Annotated in this window: 26 protein-coding genes; 17 read left to right on the forward strand and 9 right to left on the reverse strand. The window is 59.7% G+C overall.

Going from position 1 to position 16,228, the window contains the following annotated elements; translation table 11 throughout:
* Nucleotides 1–8: 8 nt before the first annotated feature.
* The 7 genes from BFX80_RS17940 to BFX80_RS05620 form a co-directional block, all read right to left on the reverse strand.
* Nucleotides 9–158: a hypothetical protein gene (locus BFX80_RS17940; RefSeq protein WP_160317839.1), complete on the reverse strand. Its 150-nt coding sequence runs from the start codon at nt 156–158 to the stop codon at nt 9–11.
* Between the two features lie 184 nt (nt 159–342).
* Nucleotides 343–1,257: a DNA cytosine methyltransferase gene (locus tag BFX80_RS05595; protein ID WP_084208161.1), complete on the reverse strand. Its 915-nt coding sequence runs from the start codon at nt 1,255–1,257 to the stop codon at nt 343–345.
* Nucleotides 1,254–1,868, reverse strand: coding sequence for a hypothetical protein (locus tag BFX80_RS05600; RefSeq protein ID WP_054554917.1), 615 nt, complete (start codon nt 1,866–1,868; stop codon nt 1,254–1,256). The genes BFX80_RS05595 and BFX80_RS05600 overlap by 4 nt, the downstream gene beginning before the upstream one ends.
* A 109-nt stretch (nt 1,869–1,977) precedes the next feature.
* On the reverse strand, nt 1,978–2,523 hold the full coding sequence (gene ssb, locus BFX80_RS05605; protein WP_084208162.1) for a single-stranded DNA-binding protein: 546 nt from the start codon (nt 2,521–2,523) through the stop codon (nt 1,978–1,980).
* Between the two features lie 566 nt (nt 2,524–3,089).
* Nucleotides 3,090–3,365 (reverse strand): hypothetical protein, encoded by a 276-nt coding sequence (locus BFX80_RS05610; protein ID WP_084208163.1) that lies wholly within the window; start codon nt 3,363–3,365, stop codon nt 3,090–3,092.
* 179 nt (nt 3,366–3,544) lie between these two features.
* Nucleotides 3,545–4,015 (reverse strand): hypothetical protein, encoded by a 471-nt coding sequence (locus BFX80_RS05615; protein WP_084208164.1) that lies wholly within the window; start codon nt 4,013–4,015, stop codon nt 3,545–3,547.
* Nucleotides 4,016–4,185: 170 nt separating this feature from the next.
* The gene (locus tag BFX80_RS05620) at nt 4,186–4,881 is read right to left on the reverse strand and encodes an XRE family transcriptional regulator (protein WP_084208165.1); all 696 of its coding nucleotides are present in this window, start codon (nt 4,879–4,881) and stop codon (nt 4,186–4,188) included.
* A gap of 149 nt (nt 4,882–5,030) precedes the next feature.
* Between BFX80_RS05620 and BFX80_RS18270 the strand changes: the two genes are divergently transcribed.
* The 13 genes from BFX80_RS18270 to BFX80_RS05685 all read left to right on the forward strand — a co-directional run bounded on the left by BFX80_RS18270 (nt 5,031) and on the right by BFX80_RS05685 (nt 12,495).
* Entirely contained in the window at nt 5,031–5,249 is a 219-nt protein-coding gene (locus BFX80_RS18270) for a transcriptional regulator (RefSeq protein WP_167592980.1), read from the forward strand.
* A gap of 62 nt (nt 5,250–5,311) precedes the next feature.
* Nucleotides 5,312–5,806, forward strand: coding sequence for a phage regulatory CII family protein (locus tag BFX80_RS05630; protein ID WP_084208167.1), 495 nt, complete (start codon nt 5,312–5,314; stop codon nt 5,804–5,806).
* A gap of 81 nt (nt 5,807–5,887) precedes the next feature.
* Nucleotides 5,888–6,208: a hypothetical protein gene (locus BFX80_RS05635; protein WP_054557037.1), complete on the forward strand. Its 321-nt coding sequence runs from the start codon at nt 5,888–5,890 to the stop codon at nt 6,206–6,208.
* Nucleotides 6,209–6,222: 14 nt separating this feature from the next.
* The gene (locus tag BFX80_RS05640; RefSeq protein WP_054557038.1) at nt 6,223–6,465 is read left to right on the forward strand and encodes a hypothetical protein; all 243 of its coding nucleotides are present in this window, start codon (nt 6,223–6,225) and stop codon (nt 6,463–6,465) included.
* Nucleotides 6,462–7,358, forward strand: a complete 897-nt coding sequence (locus BFX80_RS05645; protein ID WP_084208168.1) for a DnaT-like ssDNA-binding domain-containing protein — start codon at nt 6,462–6,464, stop codon at nt 7,356–7,358. Before BFX80_RS05640 ends, BFX80_RS05645 begins: the two co-directional genes overlap by 4 nt.
* Nucleotides 7,300–8,043 carry a replication protein P gene (locus tag BFX80_RS05650; protein WP_157109436.1) on the forward strand — a complete coding sequence of 248 codons (744 nt, stop codon included), beginning with the start codon at nt 7,300–7,302 and terminating at the stop codon, nt 8,041–8,043. Before BFX80_RS05645 ends, BFX80_RS05650 begins: the two co-directional genes overlap by 59 nt.
* A 530-nt stretch (nt 8,044–8,573) precedes the next feature.
* The gene (locus tag BFX80_RS05655; protein WP_084208170.1) at nt 8,574–8,858 is read left to right on the forward strand and encodes a hypothetical protein; all 285 of its coding nucleotides are present in this window, start codon (nt 8,574–8,576) and stop codon (nt 8,856–8,858) included.
* Complete coding sequence (locus BFX80_RS05660; RefSeq protein WP_084208171.1) at nt 8,855–9,391, forward strand: VRR-NUC domain-containing protein; 537 nt, start codon at nt 8,855–8,857, stop codon at nt 9,389–9,391. Before BFX80_RS05655 ends, BFX80_RS05660 begins: the two co-directional genes overlap by 4 nt.
* Nucleotides 9,392–9,426: 35 nt before the next feature.
* Nucleotides 9,427–9,984 (forward strand): hypothetical protein, encoded by a 558-nt coding sequence (locus tag BFX80_RS05665; RefSeq protein WP_084208172.1) that lies wholly within the window; start codon nt 9,427–9,429, stop codon nt 9,982–9,984.
* An 881-nt stretch (nt 9,985–10,865) separates the two neighbouring features.
* Nucleotides 10,866–11,096, forward strand: coding sequence for a hypothetical protein (locus BFX80_RS17755; RefSeq protein WP_152965448.1), 231 nt, complete (start codon nt 10,866–10,868; stop codon nt 11,094–11,096).
* A gap of 57 nt (nt 11,097–11,153) precedes the next feature.
* Nucleotides 11,154–11,684 (forward strand): glycoside hydrolase family 24 protein, encoded by a 531-nt coding sequence (locus tag BFX80_RS05675; protein ID WP_084208174.1) that lies wholly within the window; start codon nt 11,154–11,156, stop codon nt 11,682–11,684.
* Nucleotides 11,685–11,728: 44 nt separating this feature from the next.
* Complete coding sequence (locus BFX80_RS05680; RefSeq protein WP_054557045.1) at nt 11,729–12,082, forward strand: phage holin, lambda family; 354 nt, start codon at nt 11,729–11,731, stop codon at nt 12,080–12,082.
* Entirely contained in the window at nt 12,070–12,495 is a 426-nt protein-coding gene (locus BFX80_RS05685) for a hypothetical protein (RefSeq protein WP_084208175.1), read from the forward strand. The genes BFX80_RS05680 and BFX80_RS05685 overlap by 13 nt, the downstream gene beginning before the upstream one ends.
* Before the next feature lie 47 nt (nt 12,496–12,542).
* Here the strand turns inward: BFX80_RS05685 and BFX80_RS05690 are convergent, their stop codons facing one another.
* Nucleotides 12,543–12,725, reverse strand: a complete 183-nt coding sequence (locus BFX80_RS05690) for a DUF2188 domain-containing protein (protein WP_084208176.1) — start codon at nt 12,723–12,725, stop codon at nt 12,543–12,545.
* 250 nt (nt 12,726–12,975) lie between these two features.
* Between BFX80_RS05690 and BFX80_RS05695 the strand changes: the two genes are divergently transcribed.
* Nucleotides 12,976–13,275 carry a hypothetical protein gene (locus BFX80_RS05695; RefSeq protein WP_084208177.1) on the forward strand — a complete coding sequence of 100 codons (300 nt, stop codon included), beginning with the start codon at nt 12,976–12,978 and terminating at the stop codon, nt 13,273–13,275.
* A 5-nt stretch (nt 13,276–13,280) separates the two neighbouring features.
* Here BFX80_RS05695 and BFX80_RS17950 read toward each other — a convergent pair whose 3' ends face one another.
* Entirely contained in the window at nt 13,281–13,472 is a 192-nt protein-coding gene (locus BFX80_RS17950) for a DUF2188 domain-containing protein (protein WP_084208178.1), read from the reverse strand.
* Between the two features lie 283 nt (nt 13,473–13,755).
* Here BFX80_RS17950 and BFX80_RS18095 point away from each other — a divergent pair, with 283 nt between their 5' ends.
* From BFX80_RS18095 to BFX80_RS05715, 3 genes are all read left to right on the forward strand, one after another.
* Nucleotides 13,756–13,920 carry an HNH endonuclease gene (locus BFX80_RS18095; RefSeq protein WP_240499680.1) on the forward strand — a complete coding sequence of 55 codons (165 nt, stop codon included), beginning with the start codon at nt 13,756–13,758 and terminating at the stop codon, nt 13,918–13,920.
* A gap of 112 nt (nt 13,921–14,032) precedes the next feature.
* Nucleotides 14,033–14,512, forward strand: coding sequence for a phage terminase small subunit P27 family (locus BFX80_RS05710; protein WP_054557049.1), 480 nt, complete (start codon nt 14,033–14,035; stop codon nt 14,510–14,512).
* Between the two features lie 6 nt (nt 14,513–14,518).
* On the forward strand, nt 14,519–16,228 hold the full coding sequence (locus tag BFX80_RS05715; protein WP_084208180.1) for a terminase large subunit: 1,710 nt from the start codon (nt 14,519–14,521) through the stop codon (nt 16,226–16,228).

Consider the following 16,228-nt stretch of genomic DNA (forward strand, 5'->3'; position numbering starts at 1 on the left):
TCTCCTGTCTAGTCACCTTGATAACGGCCCGAGCTGTAGCCCAGGGCCTGCTCTTCTTGCGCGGCGGCATGATTGGCCATCGCGTCTTGCACACCGGGCACCTGCATCACCAAGGTGTACTTGCGGCGCCAGTGATCTCGTCGTTGGCTGATCATCACGATCAGGTCTTCCAGTGGCAGTGCTTCACCATCTTCTGCGGCGTACCCGGTACCGTGACAATGGGCGCATGGGGAGATATGGAAGACGCCTCGAAATGTGCCGCTGCCACCGCATTGCGGGCATGGCCCATGCGCTGGCGGCTCCCACGATGCTTGCGATACCTGACGCATAGACTCCTCACACTCACGCTGCTTGCTGCAGCGCCTTGATGATGTGGCTGACCGGCGTAGGGCAGACAGCGTTGCCGAGCAGGTGCACGGCGAGGCGATGGTTGTCCGGTAGCTGGTAGGTGTCGGGGAAGCTCATGGCCGACCGGCATTCCCACCGGCTGAGCATGCGCATGCGGTCGCCATCGATGATGGCCCATCGATCACGGGTGGTGATGGTGCCGATGGGGCGATCCAGCGAGCGCCCTGTCTTGGTGTTCCCGTAGTAGCTGATCAGGAAGCGGTCGCCGTGGGTGGCACGGCCAGCGCGAACTCGCTCCAGGGTGGCGGCGGCTCGCCCGGGCTTCTCGATGGGCTGCCAGCGGCCTCCCTCGAAGTCGATGAAGCTGGCGGCCGGCAGGTGATCGAGTGTCGGCAGGTTCAGCTTGAGTGGCTGGACGGACTGGGTGAGTACCAGGAACATGCGGATGCGGTTCTGCGGCGCGCCGAGGTCAGCGGCGTCTACCATATGCGGGCTGACGGCATAGCCCAGTGCCTGCATGGCCAGCACCCAAGGGCGGTAGAGCTGCCAGTCGAGGAACTCGGGGACGTTTTCCACGAGGATGGCTGGCGGGCGGTGATACTCGGCAGCCGATACCACTGCCCAGGCAGTCGAGCGGCTGGCATCGTGCAGAGGGTTACCGCTGGCCTTGCCCCGCGCCTTGCTGTGGCCTTGGCAGCAGGGTGACGCCAGCATCAGGTCATGCGCGGGCACCTGACTCCAATCCGCCTGATGCAAGTCCTGGCAGATGTGCGCTGCGTCTGGATGGTTGCGGCTGTGCCACTCGACAGCATCCGGCCAGTGGTTTGCAGCCCAGGCCACGTTGCAGCCGGCCATGCTGGCGCCGGTGCTGAATCCACCGGCACCGGCGAAGAGGTCGATGACGTTCATGACTTCACCTTGCGATGGCCTGCGTCGTAGAGCGCTCCCAATAGGTACTCTTCCGACAGTGCCCCGTGCAGCTCGCGCTTATGAGCGTCAGCGGCGGCCTTGGTAATCTGCTTCATGCTCTCTATTGCCTTCTCCCGATCGGAGCGGGCGGGGCTAAGCTCTGAACAGTGCCGCACCTCGACACCGCGTCCAGCGGACTCGATCACAATGTTGGCGCCTACTAGCGCGTGGCCGATGACGGTGGCCACGGCAATATCGCCATCAGGTGTATCGAAACTCACCGCCGCTCCTATTGGGGGCAGGTCGTCATCCCCATGCCATTCATTTGGATCGACTGCATCCGGCTGCTTCAGGCCAGCTTCATCGCCGGCCTGTTGCTCGAGACGCTCCACACGGGCCAGCAGCACCTCTTCCCATTGTTCCCGGGTAATGACGATTCGGCGCTCATGGGCGCCGATCCATGCGTAGTGCCATTCGTTGTTGGTCGGGCCCTTGATCCAACCCTCGAGATCGCCGTGGCCGTTATCGGTCGGGAGGCTGCATTCCGTCTCGGGTCGCGGCCACGGGTGGGGGAGGTGCAGCAGGCTTTCCATCAGTTGATCGCGGGTCATGTCAGTCATCCTTGGTGAGCAGTGTGTCGAGCCAGCCACCGGCGAGCAGGCAAAAGAAAGCCGCCAGGCAAGTGGCGGCTATGAGTAGCGGGTGAATCATGGTCATTCCCTAGAACGGGATCTCGTCATCAAAGTCATCGAAGCAGCCGGCTGGCGGAGCCCCGAAGTTGTTCGGCTGTTGTTGGCCTGCAGGTGGCTGGCCTACACCGTGATGTGTGCTGGCGGGCGCCGGTTGCTGGTAGCCGCCTTGCTGCTGGGGTGGCTGCTGATAGCCCTGCTGAGCTGGCGGACGCTGTACCTGGGGAGGCTGACCGCCACCGGAACCGCCGAGCATCTGCATGTCATTGGCGACGATCTCGGTGCTGTACCGTTCGATGCCTTGCTGGTCCGTCCACTTGCGAGTCTGCAAGCGCCCTTCGATGTACACCTGAGCGCCTTTCTTGAGGTACTGCTGAGCGATCTCGGCGGTCTTGTTGAACAGCACCACCCGATGCCATTCGGTGCGCTCCTGGACGTTGCCGGTCTGCTTGTCCCGCCACTTGTTAGTGGTCGCGATGCTGAGGTTGGCAACGGCTGAGCCGCTGGGTGTGAAGCGCACCTCTGGGTCTTGGCCGAGATGGCCGATCAGGATCGCCTTGTTGATGCCGCGGGCCATGCTGGTCTCCTTGAGTGGTTGAGCGCACAGGTCAGCCCCCAGTAGAGACTGGCGTGTGAGCACAAAAAGGCCCACCGATTAAGGTGGGCAAGGTGTGCCGAGAGACACGATGAAAAAGGGGGGTGCCAAAAGGCCCCGTCAGGGACGTGACGGGGAAGCACAGGCACTGCAGGGAAAGGGCATCGGGAAGCGGTCGCGCTTTGCGAAGGCTTGCCATTGCACTCTCGGGTGGGCTCTGCCATTGGCAAAGCCCCATACCATTCCCAGTATTTCGACAGCCCTGGGCGGCGTACTCCCAGCGGCCTCTCGCGTGTCTAGCGCTACGGGCTGGCTGGGCATGCCTGATTGTTAAAGAGCAGCCGCATTGCCCGGCGGTTCGGGGCTCATCAGGCGATACCGGTAGCGCCGGTGCCCTCTGATAAGCGCTGTCTCTCCAGCTGTCACACCACTTGCCCAGGTGTCGGGGGTAAGGCCGCTAGCGCAAGGGAGGAACCGGCGCCTTACCTGCGGGTGGTTATGCTCGCAATCCCACTGGCACCACCTGCTGGCCGTGGGGCGAGGTCCGATCAGCGACTGGCAAGCTGCTGACCATGCGTAATCTGAGGGGAGCAGAGGCTGGCGGCATTGCCATGGAAGTCCGGCCAGCCGCGGCGTTGTGATTCAGCGAAACCGGCCTTGGCGTCTTCCTGCCACATGGCGGTCATCTCGCAGTATTCGGCTTCGCTGGCGGACAGCTGGCGCGGACCATCAGTCTGCTGGGTGAGGCTGGCGAGCGTGACCAGGCCGCCGACGATGACGGCAAGGGTGATGGCTGAGCGATGCTTGCGGGCTGTGTCGGTCATGGGCTGCTCCAATCCACTCAGTGACGATGGCGGTGTGTTGTGTCGATGTGAATCAGTCTACAAGTTTTTCTTGTTTCTACAAGCGTAGCTTTCGATTATTTTCCTTCCGCTTGTAGAGTGCTGGTTTTAGGCAATAAAAAACCCGCCACGATGGGCGGGTCAGATGGCCTGCGAAAGGCTTAGCGGTCTACGTTCTCGATGCGACGTTTGTACGCCTCGGCTGCTTGGGTGTCCGTGCCACCGTGTTCCGCGTAATCGAAGCTACCGGCAGGCATGGGGGCTGGCACCCGCGTTTGTGGCTGGGGAGGGGGTGGGGTGGTGGATTTCGCCCCGTCTATTGGCTTGCTAGTGGTTAGCGCGCTATTGCGGCCACAGTGATGACAGATGCTGGCCTGCTTGGGGATCAGTGAGAGGCAGTGCGGGCATTCCTTGTCAGTGGCCTTGGCGCTGCGTAGGCGGCGGCGTTTGAGCTTCACCGGGTCTGCCGGCATGGCGATGACATACAGAAACCCCAGCATCGGGGTGCCGATGATGCCGACCGCAGCTGCTGCAGGCACATGCACCCCCTTGTAATACGCGGCGTGAATTACTGCAAACCAAGGCAGGAAGTACAGCTGAACGATCAGCAGTACGATGATGGTTGTGCCCATGAGTTCGCCTCCTTGCGAGTCATGTGTAGTGATGAGGTCTGATAAGGCTAGCACTGCTTGGTTGGAAGGGGAGGGTGACACCAGTGTCAGGGGGAGAGCGACACCAGCGTCGTACCTAGAACCTACCTATTAGAACCACTCTCTCTGGTTATCGTGCGCGCGTGGATTTCTCAGGCAAAGGTTTCCCACCAGAAGACCCGGCCGATGATCTTCGGGGCATCCGGATCACCCAAGTTGTAGATCTCCTCCGGATACTCGATGTGGTTATCGCTAACCACGCGCATGCGACCCAGTGGCAATCGGTAGAGGCGCTTCACGCGCAACATGCCGCCGTGATCCAGCGCGTAAATCTTCCCATCGATGATATGGCGGCAGCTCTTGTCGATGCCGATGGGGGAGCCGTCAAAGATGGATGGCTCCATGGAATCCCCAGAGACGGTAGCGCAGGCGGCATGCTTGGGATCTACCCCCGCACGAGCCAGACGCGGCAGGCTAAACCGCATGTAGGCCCCGTGGTTCTCGATCACCTGTGTACGGCCATCGCCTGCCGCCATCTCGACTTCCCGAAAATAGGGGACTTCCACTTCATCCTCAGCAAGCGGAGCATCGCCATCCACGATTTCTGTTTCATGGAAGACCAGCTCATTGCCTTGAGCTTCTTGCATTTCGCCTTGCCCCAGCAGCAGCCATTGAGGCCTCACGCCCAGCTTGCTGGCTAGCGCTTCAATCCGTTTGTGCCTGGGCATCGTCTTTCCCGATTCCCATTGCTGAACGGTTTGAGCTGAGACACCAAGCGTCTCGCCGAGCTGAGTTTGATTCAGGCCTCGGCGCTCTCTCGCCTTTTTGAGTCGATCCTTAAATTCCATCTGACTACCTGCTTGAGGGCATGCGGTTGGCTCATGGAGCCCCGTCGCAAGCCTACAAGGCGAGCTTGTGGGTGGTAAAACAAGAATTGCTTGTAATTTGGCGGTCACGTACTTATTCTCGGTTACAAGAAATTCTTGGAGGCAGCCGAATGAAATCAAGCAAGGCCCTTGAGAAAGCGATCAAGGTCGTAGGCAGCCAAAGCGCCTTGGCACGGTCTTGCAATGTTTCTCAACAGGCCGTTCACCAATGGATTGCTGCTGGGAGGGTTCCAGTTCATCAGGTGAGGAGCGTTGTATCGGCAACTCATGGTGCTGTGAGTGCGAACGATCTAAGGCCAGATATTTTCCTGCCTGCAAACACCGCCTGACATCCACAGCATAGCCCGCCGCCCATATCGGCTTAAACGGAACGAACACGGAGAGATTCATCATGGACAGCCATACAGGCCCCGAACGTGACATGGATACCTATCTGGATGCGGTGCATGACGTGGCCTTCGATTGCCATCCGAAGACGCTGGCAAGTGATATCGGTATGTCGGTGAAGTCGCTATATCGCCGCCTGGCAGAAGATGACCCGATGCCGATGCGCTTGATCGACTTCGTGGGGATCTTCTGGAACGTGGATCGTGAGCATCAGATGCGTCTTATCGCTCCGTTCCTCGATCATCTGAGCATGGTGGCGGTACCGCGCTTTGAGAAGGGCGAAGTGAGCCGTGGGGACGTGTTCGCATCTGTGCTGAATGCCCAGCAGGGGCAGGGCGCGATGGCGGCGTTGATTCAGGCGGCGATTGCGGATGGCGAGGTTGACGAGGAAGAGGCGGCGCAGCTTGAAGCGCAGCACAAGGCCATCGAGCAGCAGATGAGCACCCTGATGGGCCAGCTGCAGGCGATGCGTAAGCCGCTGAAGGTGGTGAGCCGATAACCGGGCACCAGATACGAAAATCCCCCGAAGGCGTCCAAACCAGTACGGGGGAAGCATCTCAAAACGCCAAGGAAGTATGGCATGACGATCAAGACGAGTGAAGCCAGGCAGATGTTGACCAGCTATCGCGGTTGGAGCTGTGAGTCCCTCAAGGCCGAGACCTATCGACTGGCGGTGGCCATCGAGAAGCGTGAGCGGGTGGGTGGCGTGATCGATTTGCGCATGAGCATGCAGCACCACCTGGCTGTGGTGGCCCTGCTGGAGTGTGGCAAGGGGCAGGGGGAGACGGCCAAGGAAGATGCCCGCCGATCCCTGTCGATCGACCATCACATGAGCGAGGCAGGACGCTATGAGCGCTTGTCGCTGGGGATGGCTGCCAAGGGTGACGAGGTAACGGCATGACGATAACGGCAAGCATGAGCACGGCACGTATTGAAGCCGAGATGGCTCGCGCGAGTCGTCATGTCGCTCAGCGAGAAGATATCCGCCATGAGCAGCCGGTGCGGGCCCGTGAGTACCACGAAGCCTATGCCACTTGGCACAAGTGCAATGCCATTCTCGCTGCCCGCCGAGGTGACAAGGGCGATGAGCTGGGCGGCAAGAAGTGGCACCGGGCGCGTGCGGCACGTCACTTGAAGTTGGCGGGAGGTGAGGCATGAGCCTGCATGCGATGAGTTGGGCGCGTGAGGTGATGCCCGAGATGCCTGAGTCGATCAAGGCGGGCCCGCGTCTGTTGCTGTTGTTGATGGCCGATTACGCGAACGAGCAGGGCGTGTGCTGGCCGTCCGTTCGTCGCCTGGCGGATGAGATGGCCTGTTCGATGCGCACGGTGCAGCGCGCGATTGAGGCGCTGGTCGAGCAAGGGGTCATGACGGTTGTGGCCCGCAAGACACCCTCTGGACGCCAGACCTCGAACTTCTACCGCCTTGCCATGGGCGATGACCAGCAGCAACCGCAAGCCGCCGATGAGCCGTCACCGGAAGAGCTCGAGGCGCTGATGGCCGGTAGCGATGAGGAAGAGGCGCCTGTCGAGCCTGCCACCGCACCTGGCCAAGCCGAGCATCTCATCTTCGCCAATGCCGCCCAGCAGGCAGACAACGGCCAGTCGCAAGTGACTGCCGGTGCCCGTCAGGTGCCGATGACGCTGGACTGGCGACCGGACGATACCCACTGGCAGGCGGAGACCCTGCGCCGGGGTGATCCATCGCTGACATGGGATCAGGGCGAGCTGGCGGACTTCACCGCGCACTTCGCGGATCAGCCCGGACGGAGGCATTCGCATCATGCCTGGTGCGCCAAGTTCGCGGGCTGGGTGAGTGAGAACCGCAAGCGAGAAGCGGCCCGTCAGGCCCGCATGAGCCAGAACGCCAACACTTCATCGAACCACAATGCTCGCAACGCTGGAGGCACCCATGGAAGCCGTCGCTCAACTGGTCCAATCCGTAACTCGAAACTCTCAGCCGCTGAAGGGCGTGCACTCATTGAGCGCCGCCGTGAACAAGCCGAAGGCCAGCCGCCGTCCGACGACGTCATCGATGGCGAGTGGTTGTGATGACCTGCCACGGGTGAGTCAGAAGGCGGTGGATGCGCTGTTCGATCGCTTGGCCCAGTTGCATGGCGCCCATTGGCACCGCCGCTGCCGTGAGATGGGCTGGGGAACTGAAGAGAATGGCCAGTGGGTGAGCTGTGACGTGGAAGGCGAGTGGCTGGCGGCCCTGAGCCACCTGAGCGCCCAGCACCTGCGCTGTGGCTTGCAGGCCGAGAAAGCCCGCACGGCCAAGTCACTCCAACAGCGTGGTAACGCCTTCCCGCCTGACAGCGCCATGCAGTTCGCCGAGCTATGCCAGATGACACCTGAGGGTCTGGGCCTGCCGGACTTCGATACCGCCTGGCAGGCATTGCAGGACCACGCCTTCACCGGCAAGCCGTACCCGCATGAGGCCATCGCCGCCGCGGGCGAGCACATGGACCTTCACGGCATGGCGTCTGCCAGTTATCAGCGCATGGACAAGCACGAGCGCGCTTTCCGGGTGTACTACCAGCAGGTGGTGGAGCGATACGCCCGGGGTGATGACCTCAAGCCGCAAGCGGCGATTGGACATGACGGCCAGCTGTCACCGGCAGAACGTGCCGCCATGGTGGGGGAGGAGAAGGCCCGTAAGGCAGCGGATGAACTGGCAGGCATTACACCTGCCCAGGCACTGAAGATGATGCGGGGAGGGTTAGCGCATGGATAACCATGAACATCAAGCACTCACAACCACTACCGGTGCCAACATTGGCAGAACCCCACGGCCACGCCGTGCGGCGTTGGATAACCCCGCAAGTCAGCTGGGGCGAACTTATCTGGCGCTTAGCGAATCGCGCTCATGGCTGATGCTGCATGAGCTGGCTGCCGAGATTCGCAAGCGCTTCGATCGGTTGGATAGTGAGGCAGCTATCAGCGCCCGCCTGCGAGATCTGCGTCGCCATCATGGGGTAAGAGTGGAGAGTCGCCGCCGTGGGGGGAGTGCGGCCCATGAGTATCGCTTGCTGCATCTTGCTCGAGGCAAGTCCCAGTCTGACATGCTGGAGGCTCTGCAGTGAGCTATCGCCCCGCAGGCAGCTTCAGGCGGCCGAATCGTTCAGCCCTGCGTCGCTGCTTTGCCTGCGGAAGGCGTGTAGCCGTTGATCAGCTGGCGGCGTGCCTGGGTACGTGCAAACGCTGCATTGTTCTGGGTAGGCCACACTACAACGCCAAGGGTGCTCGGATAAGAGGAACAGGGTGATGGGGTATTCAGGCGGCAAGTACGCTCAGATGGCGGAAATGTTGCTGGCTACGGAGGACTTTCTGCTATTTCTCGATCATGCCAAGCGCTACCGCTACAAACTTGATGAGAACACCATTCCGGATGGGACTCATCAATATGAGGATGGTGTGGATTTCCTTTGCAAGGCATGCGGCGTCACGACTTTTGCCGATATGGACAAGGGCAAGCGATCTGGCCAGATGCTGCCACGAATCATCGCCAACTTCCGACGTTGGCAGTCGGCGCAAAGGAGACCTGAATGAGCTGGGCAACACATCCTTCCGCCAAGGTGGAGGCCCGCAAGTCGCCAAACCGTACCGCCGGTAAAGCCCGCAAGTCGGCGCCACGCATCGATCGTGAAGGGTTGGAGCAGAAGGTGCTGATTCGCTGGCTGTACGCTCAGCAGCAGAACGGCATGCAGGTAGGGCAGTTGCTGGGCGGTGTGGTCTACCACGTCCCCAATGGCGGGAAGCGCAACAAGAAGACAGCGGCAGACCTCAAGATGCAAGGCGTGCGGGCTGGAGTGAGTGACCTGGTGGTGGCCACAGCCCGCGGTGGGCATCACGGGCTCTACATCGAGTTCAAAGCTGCGCCCCCTCACGATGCCGCCCTGGCGAAGTCTCAGCGTGAGTGGCTGGAGAAGATGGAGGGCAATGGCTATCTGGCGGTACTGGCCAGGGGCGTGGATGAGGCCAAGGCGGTGCTGGTGGCCTACGCGAGCTGGCCCGAGACGGTGGTGGCCGGTGAGCCGGAGGTGATGCCGCATGGCAGTGAGTGGCGTAAGGCAATGGCATAGTGCTCATGTAGTAACCTGGAGCAGGAGGGCAGGACATGCACCGGATCGAGGATATGGGGCTGGCGGAGACTTTTCGCCTGATCGATAAGCTGCCGGAGGGCGTGAGGCGTCAGCAGGCGTTGGCACATGCTCTGGATGAGCTGCTCGAGGAAGAGATCGAGTATCGCACCGGGTTGCGCCATCAGAATGCCGGGTGGCATCAGGTGTCATCGGTGGGTGGCATGGGAGAAGGGCGTGGCGAATGCACAGGGCTGGTGGATCACGTCGGCAAGGCGGCAGAGCGTTATCAGCAGGAAAGCCAGTGGCGGACGATGGCGGCGGCGTTGCTGTCACGATTGAGCGATCGACAGCGCATGGCGGTACTGCTGGCGGCCTATGCCATTCCGCCGGTGCAGCATTGCCAGTCGCCGCGCATGATGACCCAATCGCAGGCCGTGGCGGCTCAGGTAGCGATACTGGCACGGTTGGGCTGGGTGCCCGGGGCGGTGAAGGTGACGCCGTTCAAGTCATCTACTTCGCTTCGGAAAGCAGCGGCGCGTGGTCGTGATTCTCTACTGCATATGGTGCTTTATCAGGCCGAAATGGCTGCCTGACTACCATATGTTGAAAAAGTGGCCGCGAGAGAGTACGATTCAGTTATTGTGTGATTCTTGCGTCTCTGGATCACCGTTTATTCTAATGTTTCCTTTCATCATGTGATTCAGTCTATGTTCTAGCTCATCCCAAAAAATTTGGTGTGTTTATGAATGAGCTAGATCCGACGCTTATCGAGAAAGCCAGGGCAGGTGAATTAGCAGCTTTAGGATCTTTATTGAATCGTGAGGCCTCTATCCATCAGCTTACCCTTGATGAGTTAGTGCAACGTTATGAGCATATGGGATTGACGCGAGAAATTGCACTGCGCGCATGTAATGAAGACCATTTTCTTAGTTGCTTGAAAAAAGCCAGAGAGTGCAGATGTTACTTGAGAAGCTAATCTCCCCTCGTGTATTTCAAGGTACGCGGGGGCAACAAGATAATAGCGCTCGTGGTTAGCTTTTGTCTCAATATCGCACAACTTTTTCGTTTTATTATCGTTTGCTGGCTTGACGTTAACATGCTCTATACTTTCGGCATTGATTAATGGAGGGCAGTGCTGTGCAAGACGATACGATCAACCCTACGGTAATAAATGAGGCCCAGAAGGGTGATTTTAGCGCGCTAGGAAAAGCTATGTGCATACTCTGTGACGACATAGGGATGGGGCTGGAACAGGTGGTTGAGGAGTTTTGGTATGTGGGCTTGGACGCGAGGCTGGCCAAGGAAGCACTGGCTCATGGGCGCTTCTCTAGGAAGATCAGACCCAGCTACTCGTATGATCGGTATTGAGTTTTTGAGATGAGGCAAGCGTAAGGAGATCGTTGATTCTCGGGTTTGTAACCGAAAGTGTCGCGAGTTACATTTCGCTTACAAACTGTGATCGAGGTGTCTTGAAATGACAAAATTGACCAAGGAACTTATTGAGCGAGGTCGAGCTGGAGAGCTATCCTTACTAGGTGGTGCAATATACGAAACGATGTCTAGAGAAAGTTTGACATTTCAGCAAGTGGTTTTCGAATATAATAGACTTGGCTTGAACCATACGCTTGCTAAATCTGCTTATACTGAGTTTAGGATTGATCAAGACATATTGCAGTTCCAAGAATCACGTCAAGCCTATTCCTGAATAAATTAAAAAATCCTGCCCAGTGCAGGATTTTTTAATTTATTCGTGGTGATTATCATGGCAGCTTCTCTTCCTCTTCACTGGTTCGATGAAATCGAGTTGGTGGGCTTTGACACGTCTATTGATCCTACGGCTGACGATGCTAGCAACCTTGCCGCCTTCCTCGACACCATCGCTTATGCCGAGGGCACGCCGCGTTTCAGCTCAATCGAGGGCTATGACGTGCTGGTGGGTGGCAAGACCTTCTATGATTTCGATGATCACCCTCGGCAGTCGATGTGGCTCCCGAACCTCGGTATTCACTCGACCGCTGCCGGCCGTTATCAGTTCCTCGTGCGTACCTGGGATGACCTGGCCAACCGCTTCCACCTGCCGGACTTCTCGCCGGCCTCGCAGGATGAGGCTGCAAAACAGCTAATCCGTCAGTGTCGGGCATTGGGGCTGGTGTATGACGGGCGCATCGCTGAGGCCATACACGCTTGCCGGCGCATCTGGGCGAGCTTGCCCGGGGCAGGGTACGGGCAGCGTGAGCTTGATACCGATGAGCTGCTGGGCGTGTACGTGCGTGCTGGGGGCCACATCGCATAACGATAACGACGAACTACGCAGGGCCTACCGACTCAGGAGGCCATATGCATGATGACGACCACGAGCCCGCCGATATGCCACACCGCGATCCATCGACATGGCAGATGCTGTTGGAGTGGCTGCAGCCGTATCAAGCCAACCTTTATGCAGCAGGGCTGTCCTTCGTGATCGCGCTGCTGCGCGGTCTGCACTCCGGCGGCCGCTTCTACAAGTCAGTGCTCGAGGCGACCCTGGTGGGCGGCCTGACACTGGCGCTCAAGCCGCTGCTGGACTGGGGCGGTTTGGATCAGGACATGGCCGTGGCCATCGGGGCTGCGATCGCTTTCCTCGGTGTCGAGTGGCTGCGTGCCAAGTCTGACGCCATCTTCGATAAGGTGCTGGGACGATGGCTCCACTGATCACGACCGCATGGGCATTGGGCCGCAAGCTGGTCTCAGGTGTGAAGGTCGAGGTCATCCTGATGGCGGTGGTGCTGGGCTGGGGTGCGATGAAGACCTATGAGGCGACCAAGGCCGAGCAGCATGCCAATGATCTCAAGGCTGAGCTATCCACTGAGAAGGCGGTCAACCGCGGTCTCGAGATGATGGCGCTGCACTACGGCAATCAGATGAAGCGATTGTCCGTCGCATTGGAGGCGCGCGAAGCCAGTCGCGCCCAAGATGACCGTTCAATCATGGCCGCCCGGGCAGCTGCACGCCGGATGGAGAGAGATGATGCGCCGACTGGGGATTGGGCTGACCGGCCTGTGCCTGACGCTGCTGCTGAGTGGCTGCAGCGCCTTCGAGAGCAAGCCAATGGTGATGCCCACTGAGTGGCAGTGCACGCCTGAAGTGCTAGGCATCCTGTTTGACTATCCATCTAATGCCCAATTTTGCCAACCTTAGCCTGAATGACTAACTCTGCTCTGATGTCTTTCGCTAGCTCTCTAGCAAAATCTATAGCACTTTTTTGGGTAGTAAATAGCCTCGTATTGAACTTCCTCTCATGGCTTTTTACTAGCCAGGTGCCATGTCTAGCAATCACCATGATGGTATACGACATGTCTCAATCCTTGAGGGCTACTTTTGGATATTCACGTTTGCTTGGCAGTCATAATGCTGAGGTCTAGCAAGAGAATTTTTGCGTGAAACTAAGCGAATGACGTTTGCTTATACATCTTATTTATCCTGAATAAAATGTTTTTTAGCAAGCACAAGGATAATTTTACTAAAAGCTCGTGAAATGCGTCGTGCCCTTAATGGTCGATCAAATGTGGCTACCCGGGCAGCTGCACGCCAGATGGAGAGAGACGATGCGCCGACTGGGGATTGGGCTGACTGGCCTGTGCCTGACGCTGCTGCTGAGTGGCTGCAGCGCCTTCGAGAGCAAGCCAGTCGTGATGCCCACTGAGTGGCAGTGCACACCTGAGGTGCCGAGCTACTTGCTCAATCCACTGCCTGCCCCTGACCGGCCAGTGACATCCAACCGCGATCTGCTCAGCCTGCTGGCCGATTATGAGTCACAGCGCCGGCGCTTCAATGATGACCGCACGGCGACGGCCTCGATCCTCGAGCGCCTGGCCGATGGACCAGAAGACGTGGGGAATGAGTGATTTAGTCAGAGCACACGATCTCGCTCGTCCCTCCCGTCGCGGATGACGAAGAGCTTGTAGCCTTTGATGTGACTGAGAGTCTTAGCGTACTCGCGGGCTTCGTCTTCATTCTTGAACGTCTTGTGAGGGATGTCTTCGTACTCACGACGCACTGCCCAACCATCAGAGCATTGATAGAAATACATCTCGATCATCATGGGCAGCTCCTTTGATTGATGTTCCTGCATGTTCGTGTATGCGCAACTCTCAATGTAGTAGAGGAAATGGTCTGTGCCTATCAAGCCGCCGCGACCCTGCAAGGCACCCATGTGTAGTGGCAAGACGACTGCGTCTCACGGGTACTGCGAGGCGCATGCCGATCGCGCCATCAATTGGGGGCAGAGCAAGCGAGGCGGGCAAGGACGAGGCGGTCGGCCATGGCGGCGATTGCGAAACGCGATTCTCAAGCGCGATCGCTACCTCTGTCAGCCATGCGAGCGCATGAATCGCATCACGCCAGCCACCGAAGTCGATCACATCGTGGGTAAGGCTCAGGGCGGCACAGATGCCGCTGACAACCTCGAAGCGATCTGCAAGGCCTGCCATCAGGCCAAGACGATAAGCGAGGCGCTGGCGGCCAGGTCAGGCGACCACCACAGGCCCTGAGAGGGGGGAGGGGGTGCAATCTCCACCACCTTTGGGGGCGGCCACCGTTCCGTTACGTTTCTTTCTCACACCCGCGAAATTGAAAAATCAGCCTAGCGCGAAGGATTCTCAGATGACACGAGGTCGCAAGCCCAAACCAAGCCACTTGAAGGCGGTGCAGGGCAACGCCGGCAAGCGTGCCATCAACCATGACGAGCCCGAGGGCGATGCGCTCGATGAAGCCCCGCCGGCACCCGACTGGCTATGCGAGATCGGCCGTGATGCCTGGGACAAGCTCGCGCCCTGGTTGGTCGGCTCCAAGATCCTGACGCGCTCTGACCTGCATCAGCTCGAGGCCTACTGCGATGCCTACGCCACCTGGCGTCAGGCCGTGGTCGAGATCCAGCAATGCGGCCTGGTGCTGGAAAGTCCTGCCACCGGTGCCCCCATCAAGAACCCAGCTCTGACCGCGAAGAATGAGGCGGCCCGCCAGATGACGACCTTCGGCAGCGCACTCGGTCTCGACCCATCCAGCCGAGCACGCCTGGCCGTGCCCGGGTCCAAGGATGCCGCCAACCCCTTCGCCGAGCTGCTGGGTGGCAACAAGCGATGACACTCAATGGCCAGCTATCCCAACGTCAATGCTGCGAACAAGTACGCTCGGGACGTGGTGGCTGGCCGGATACCCGCTTGCAAGTGGGTCCGCCTTGCCTGCCAGCGTCATGTCGATGAACAGAAGGCGGCCAAGACGCGCGCCTTTCCCTATCGGTTCGATCGTGACGCCGCCGAGCGAGCATGCGTCTTCATTCAGCTGCTGCCTCACACCAAGGGCAAGTGGGCGCGCGAACGCAAGCTGATCACGCTCGAGCCCTGGCAGCTCTTCATCTTCAGTGTGCTGTTCGGCTGGATGAGCAAGCGCAGTGGGCAGCGGCGTTACCGCGAGGCCTATATCGAGGTACCGCGCAAGAACGGCAAGTCAGTGATCGCCGCGGGCGTGGCCACCTACATGCTGGCCGCCGATGGGGAATACGGCGCCGAGGTCTACTGTGGTGCCACCACAGAGAAGCAGGCCTGGGAGGTCTTCCGCCCGGCCAAGCTGATGCTGCAGAAATCACCGGCCCTGATCAGCGCCGCCGGCATTGAGGTGATGGCCAAGAACATCAGCATCCCCGGTGACGGCTCCCGCCTGGAACCGATGATCGGTGACCCGGGCGACGGCTCGAGTCCCAGCTGCGCCATCGTCGATGAGTTCCACGAGCATCAATCGCCCAGCCTCTACGAGACCATGCTGACCGGCATGGGTGCCCGCGATCAGCCGCTGATGTTCATCATCACCACTGCCGGCTTCAACCTCGCGGGGCCTTGCTACGACAAGCGCCGTCAGGCCCAGCAGATGCTCGATGGCGTGGTCGATAACCCTGAGCTCTTCGCGCTGATCTACACCATCGATGAGGGCGACGACTGGCAGTCGCCGGACGTGCTGCGCAAGGCCAACCCCAACTTCGGTGTCAGCGTCAGCGAGGAATTCCTGCTCAAGGCGCAGCGCGATGCCATCCAGTACCCCAGCCGCCAGAACTCCTTTCTGACCAAGCACCTCGATGTCTGGGTCTCGGCACGCAGCGCCTGGTTGAACATGGCCACCTGGCTGGCGGCCGGTGATGACTCGATGTCGCTGGAACAGATGGAGGGCGAGCCCTGCTGGCTGGGCGTTGACCTTGCCAGCAAGACCGACATCGCCGCCATCGGCCTGATCTTCCGCAAGGTACGCGAAGACGCCAAGGTCGAGTGGCGCGCCTTCGTGCGCAGCTACCTGCCGGAAGGCGCGATCGAGCGTGCCAGCAGCAACCGCGCTGCCTATGAAGGCTGGGTCAACTCCGGCCACCTGATCATCACCGATGGTGAGGAGCTCGACTTCGAGGTCATCCGGCAGGACATCCTCGATCTCTCCAGCCGCTTCGATGTGCAGGAAGTCGCCTACGATCCGTGGCGGGCCACCCAGCTCGCCCATCAGCTGATGCAGGAAGGCGCGCCGGTCATCGAGTACCGCAACACGGTCCAGAACATGAGCCCCGCCATGCGCGAAATGGAAGCCGCCGTCACTGGCGGTCGCTTCACGCACCCGGCTGACCCACTGCTCACCTGGATGGCCAGCAACGTGGTCGCCAAGGCCGACGCCAAAGAGAACATCTACCCGCGCAAGGAAGCCGCCGACAACAAGATCGACGGCATCATCGCGCTGCTCATGGCGTTGGGGCGTGCCATCACCCTCGATGTCGAGCCACCCAGCCTTCTCGACTCCCTCTCAGACGACGACTTCCTGGTCATGTGA

The sequence above is a fragment of the Cobetia marina genome, from assembly GCF_001720485.1.
Taxonomy (GTDB): Bacteria; Pseudomonadota; Gammaproteobacteria; order Pseudomonadales; family Halomonadaceae; genus Cobetia; species Cobetia marina.

Excerpts from the sequence above, each read along its gene's own strand:
- BFX80_RS05595 (WP_084208161.1), bottom strand. The coding sequence starts at position 1,257 with ATGAACGTCATCGACCTCTTCGCCGGTGCCGGTGGATTCAGCACCGGC.
- BFX80_RS05600 (WP_054554917.1), bottom strand. The coding sequence starts at position 1,868 with ATGACCCGCGATCAACTGATGGAAAGCCTGCTGCACCTCCCCCACCCG.
- ssb (WP_084208162.1), bottom strand. The coding sequence starts at position 2,523 with ATGGCCCGCGGCATCAACAAGGCGATCCTGATCGGCCATCTCGGCCAA.
- BFX80_RS05610 (WP_084208163.1), bottom strand. The coding sequence starts at position 3,365 with ATGACCGACACAGCCCGCAAGCATCGCTCAGCCATCACCCTTGCCGTC.
- BFX80_RS05615 (WP_084208164.1), bottom strand. The coding sequence starts at position 4,015 with ATGGGCACAACCATCATCGTACTGCTGATCGTTCAGCTGTACTTCCTG.
- BFX80_RS05620 (WP_084208165.1), bottom strand. The coding sequence starts at position 4,881 with ATGGAATTTAAGGATCGACTCAAAAAGGCGAGAGAGCGCCGAGGCCTG.
- BFX80_RS18270 (WP_167592980.1), top strand. The coding sequence starts at position 5,031 with ATGAAATCAAGCAAGGCCCTTGAGAAAGCGATCAAGGTCGTAGGCAGC.
- BFX80_RS05630 (WP_084208167.1), top strand. The coding sequence starts at position 5,312 with ATGGACAGCCATACAGGCCCCGAACGTGACATGGATACCTATCTGGAT.
- BFX80_RS05635 (WP_054557037.1), top strand. The coding sequence starts at position 5,888 with ATGACGATCAAGACGAGTGAAGCCAGGCAGATGTTGACCAGCTATCGC.
- BFX80_RS05640 (WP_054557038.1), top strand. The coding sequence starts at position 6,223 with ATGAGCACGGCACGTATTGAAGCCGAGATGGCTCGCGCGAGTCGTCAT.
- BFX80_RS05645 (WP_084208168.1), top strand. The coding sequence starts at position 6,462 with ATGAGCCTGCATGCGATGAGTTGGGCGCGTGAGGTGATGCCCGAGATG.
- BFX80_RS05655 (WP_084208170.1), top strand. The coding sequence starts at position 8,574 with ATGGGGTATTCAGGCGGCAAGTACGCTCAGATGGCGGAAATGTTGCTG.
- BFX80_RS05660 (WP_084208171.1), top strand. The coding sequence starts at position 8,855 with ATGAGCTGGGCAACACATCCTTCCGCCAAGGTGGAGGCCCGCAAGTCG.
- BFX80_RS05665 (WP_084208172.1), top strand. The coding sequence starts at position 9,427 with ATGCACCGGATCGAGGATATGGGGCTGGCGGAGACTTTTCGCCTGATC.
- BFX80_RS17755 (WP_152965448.1), top strand. The coding sequence starts at position 10,866 with ATGACAAAATTGACCAAGGAACTTATTGAGCGAGGTCGAGCTGGAGAG.
- BFX80_RS05675 (WP_084208174.1), top strand. The coding sequence starts at position 11,154 with ATGGCAGCTTCTCTTCCTCTTCACTGGTTCGATGAAATCGAGTTGGTG.
- BFX80_RS05680 (WP_054557045.1), top strand. The coding sequence starts at position 11,729 with ATGCATGATGACGACCACGAGCCCGCCGATATGCCACACCGCGATCCA.
- BFX80_RS05685 (WP_084208175.1), top strand. The coding sequence starts at position 12,070 with ATGGCTCCACTGATCACGACCGCATGGGCATTGGGCCGCAAGCTGGTC.
- BFX80_RS05690 (WP_084208176.1), bottom strand. The coding sequence starts at position 12,725 with ATGTCGTATACCATCATGGTGATTGCTAGACATGGCACCTGGCTAGTA.
- BFX80_RS05695 (WP_084208177.1), top strand. The coding sequence starts at position 12,976 with ATGCGCCGACTGGGGATTGGGCTGACTGGCCTGTGCCTGACGCTGCTG.
- BFX80_RS17950 (WP_084208178.1), bottom strand. The coding sequence starts at position 13,472 with ATGATGATCGAGATGTATTTCTATCAATGCTCTGATGGTTGGGCAGTG.
- BFX80_RS18095 (WP_240499680.1), top strand. The coding sequence starts at position 13,756 with ATGAATCGCATCACGCCAGCCACCGAAGTCGATCACATCGTGGGTAAG.
- BFX80_RS05710 (WP_054557049.1), top strand. The coding sequence starts at position 14,033 with ATGACACGAGGTCGCAAGCCCAAACCAAGCCACTTGAAGGCGGTGCAG.
- BFX80_RS05715 (WP_084208180.1), top strand. The coding sequence starts at position 14,519 with ATGGCCAGCTATCCCAACGTCAATGCTGCGAACAAGTACGCTCGGGAC.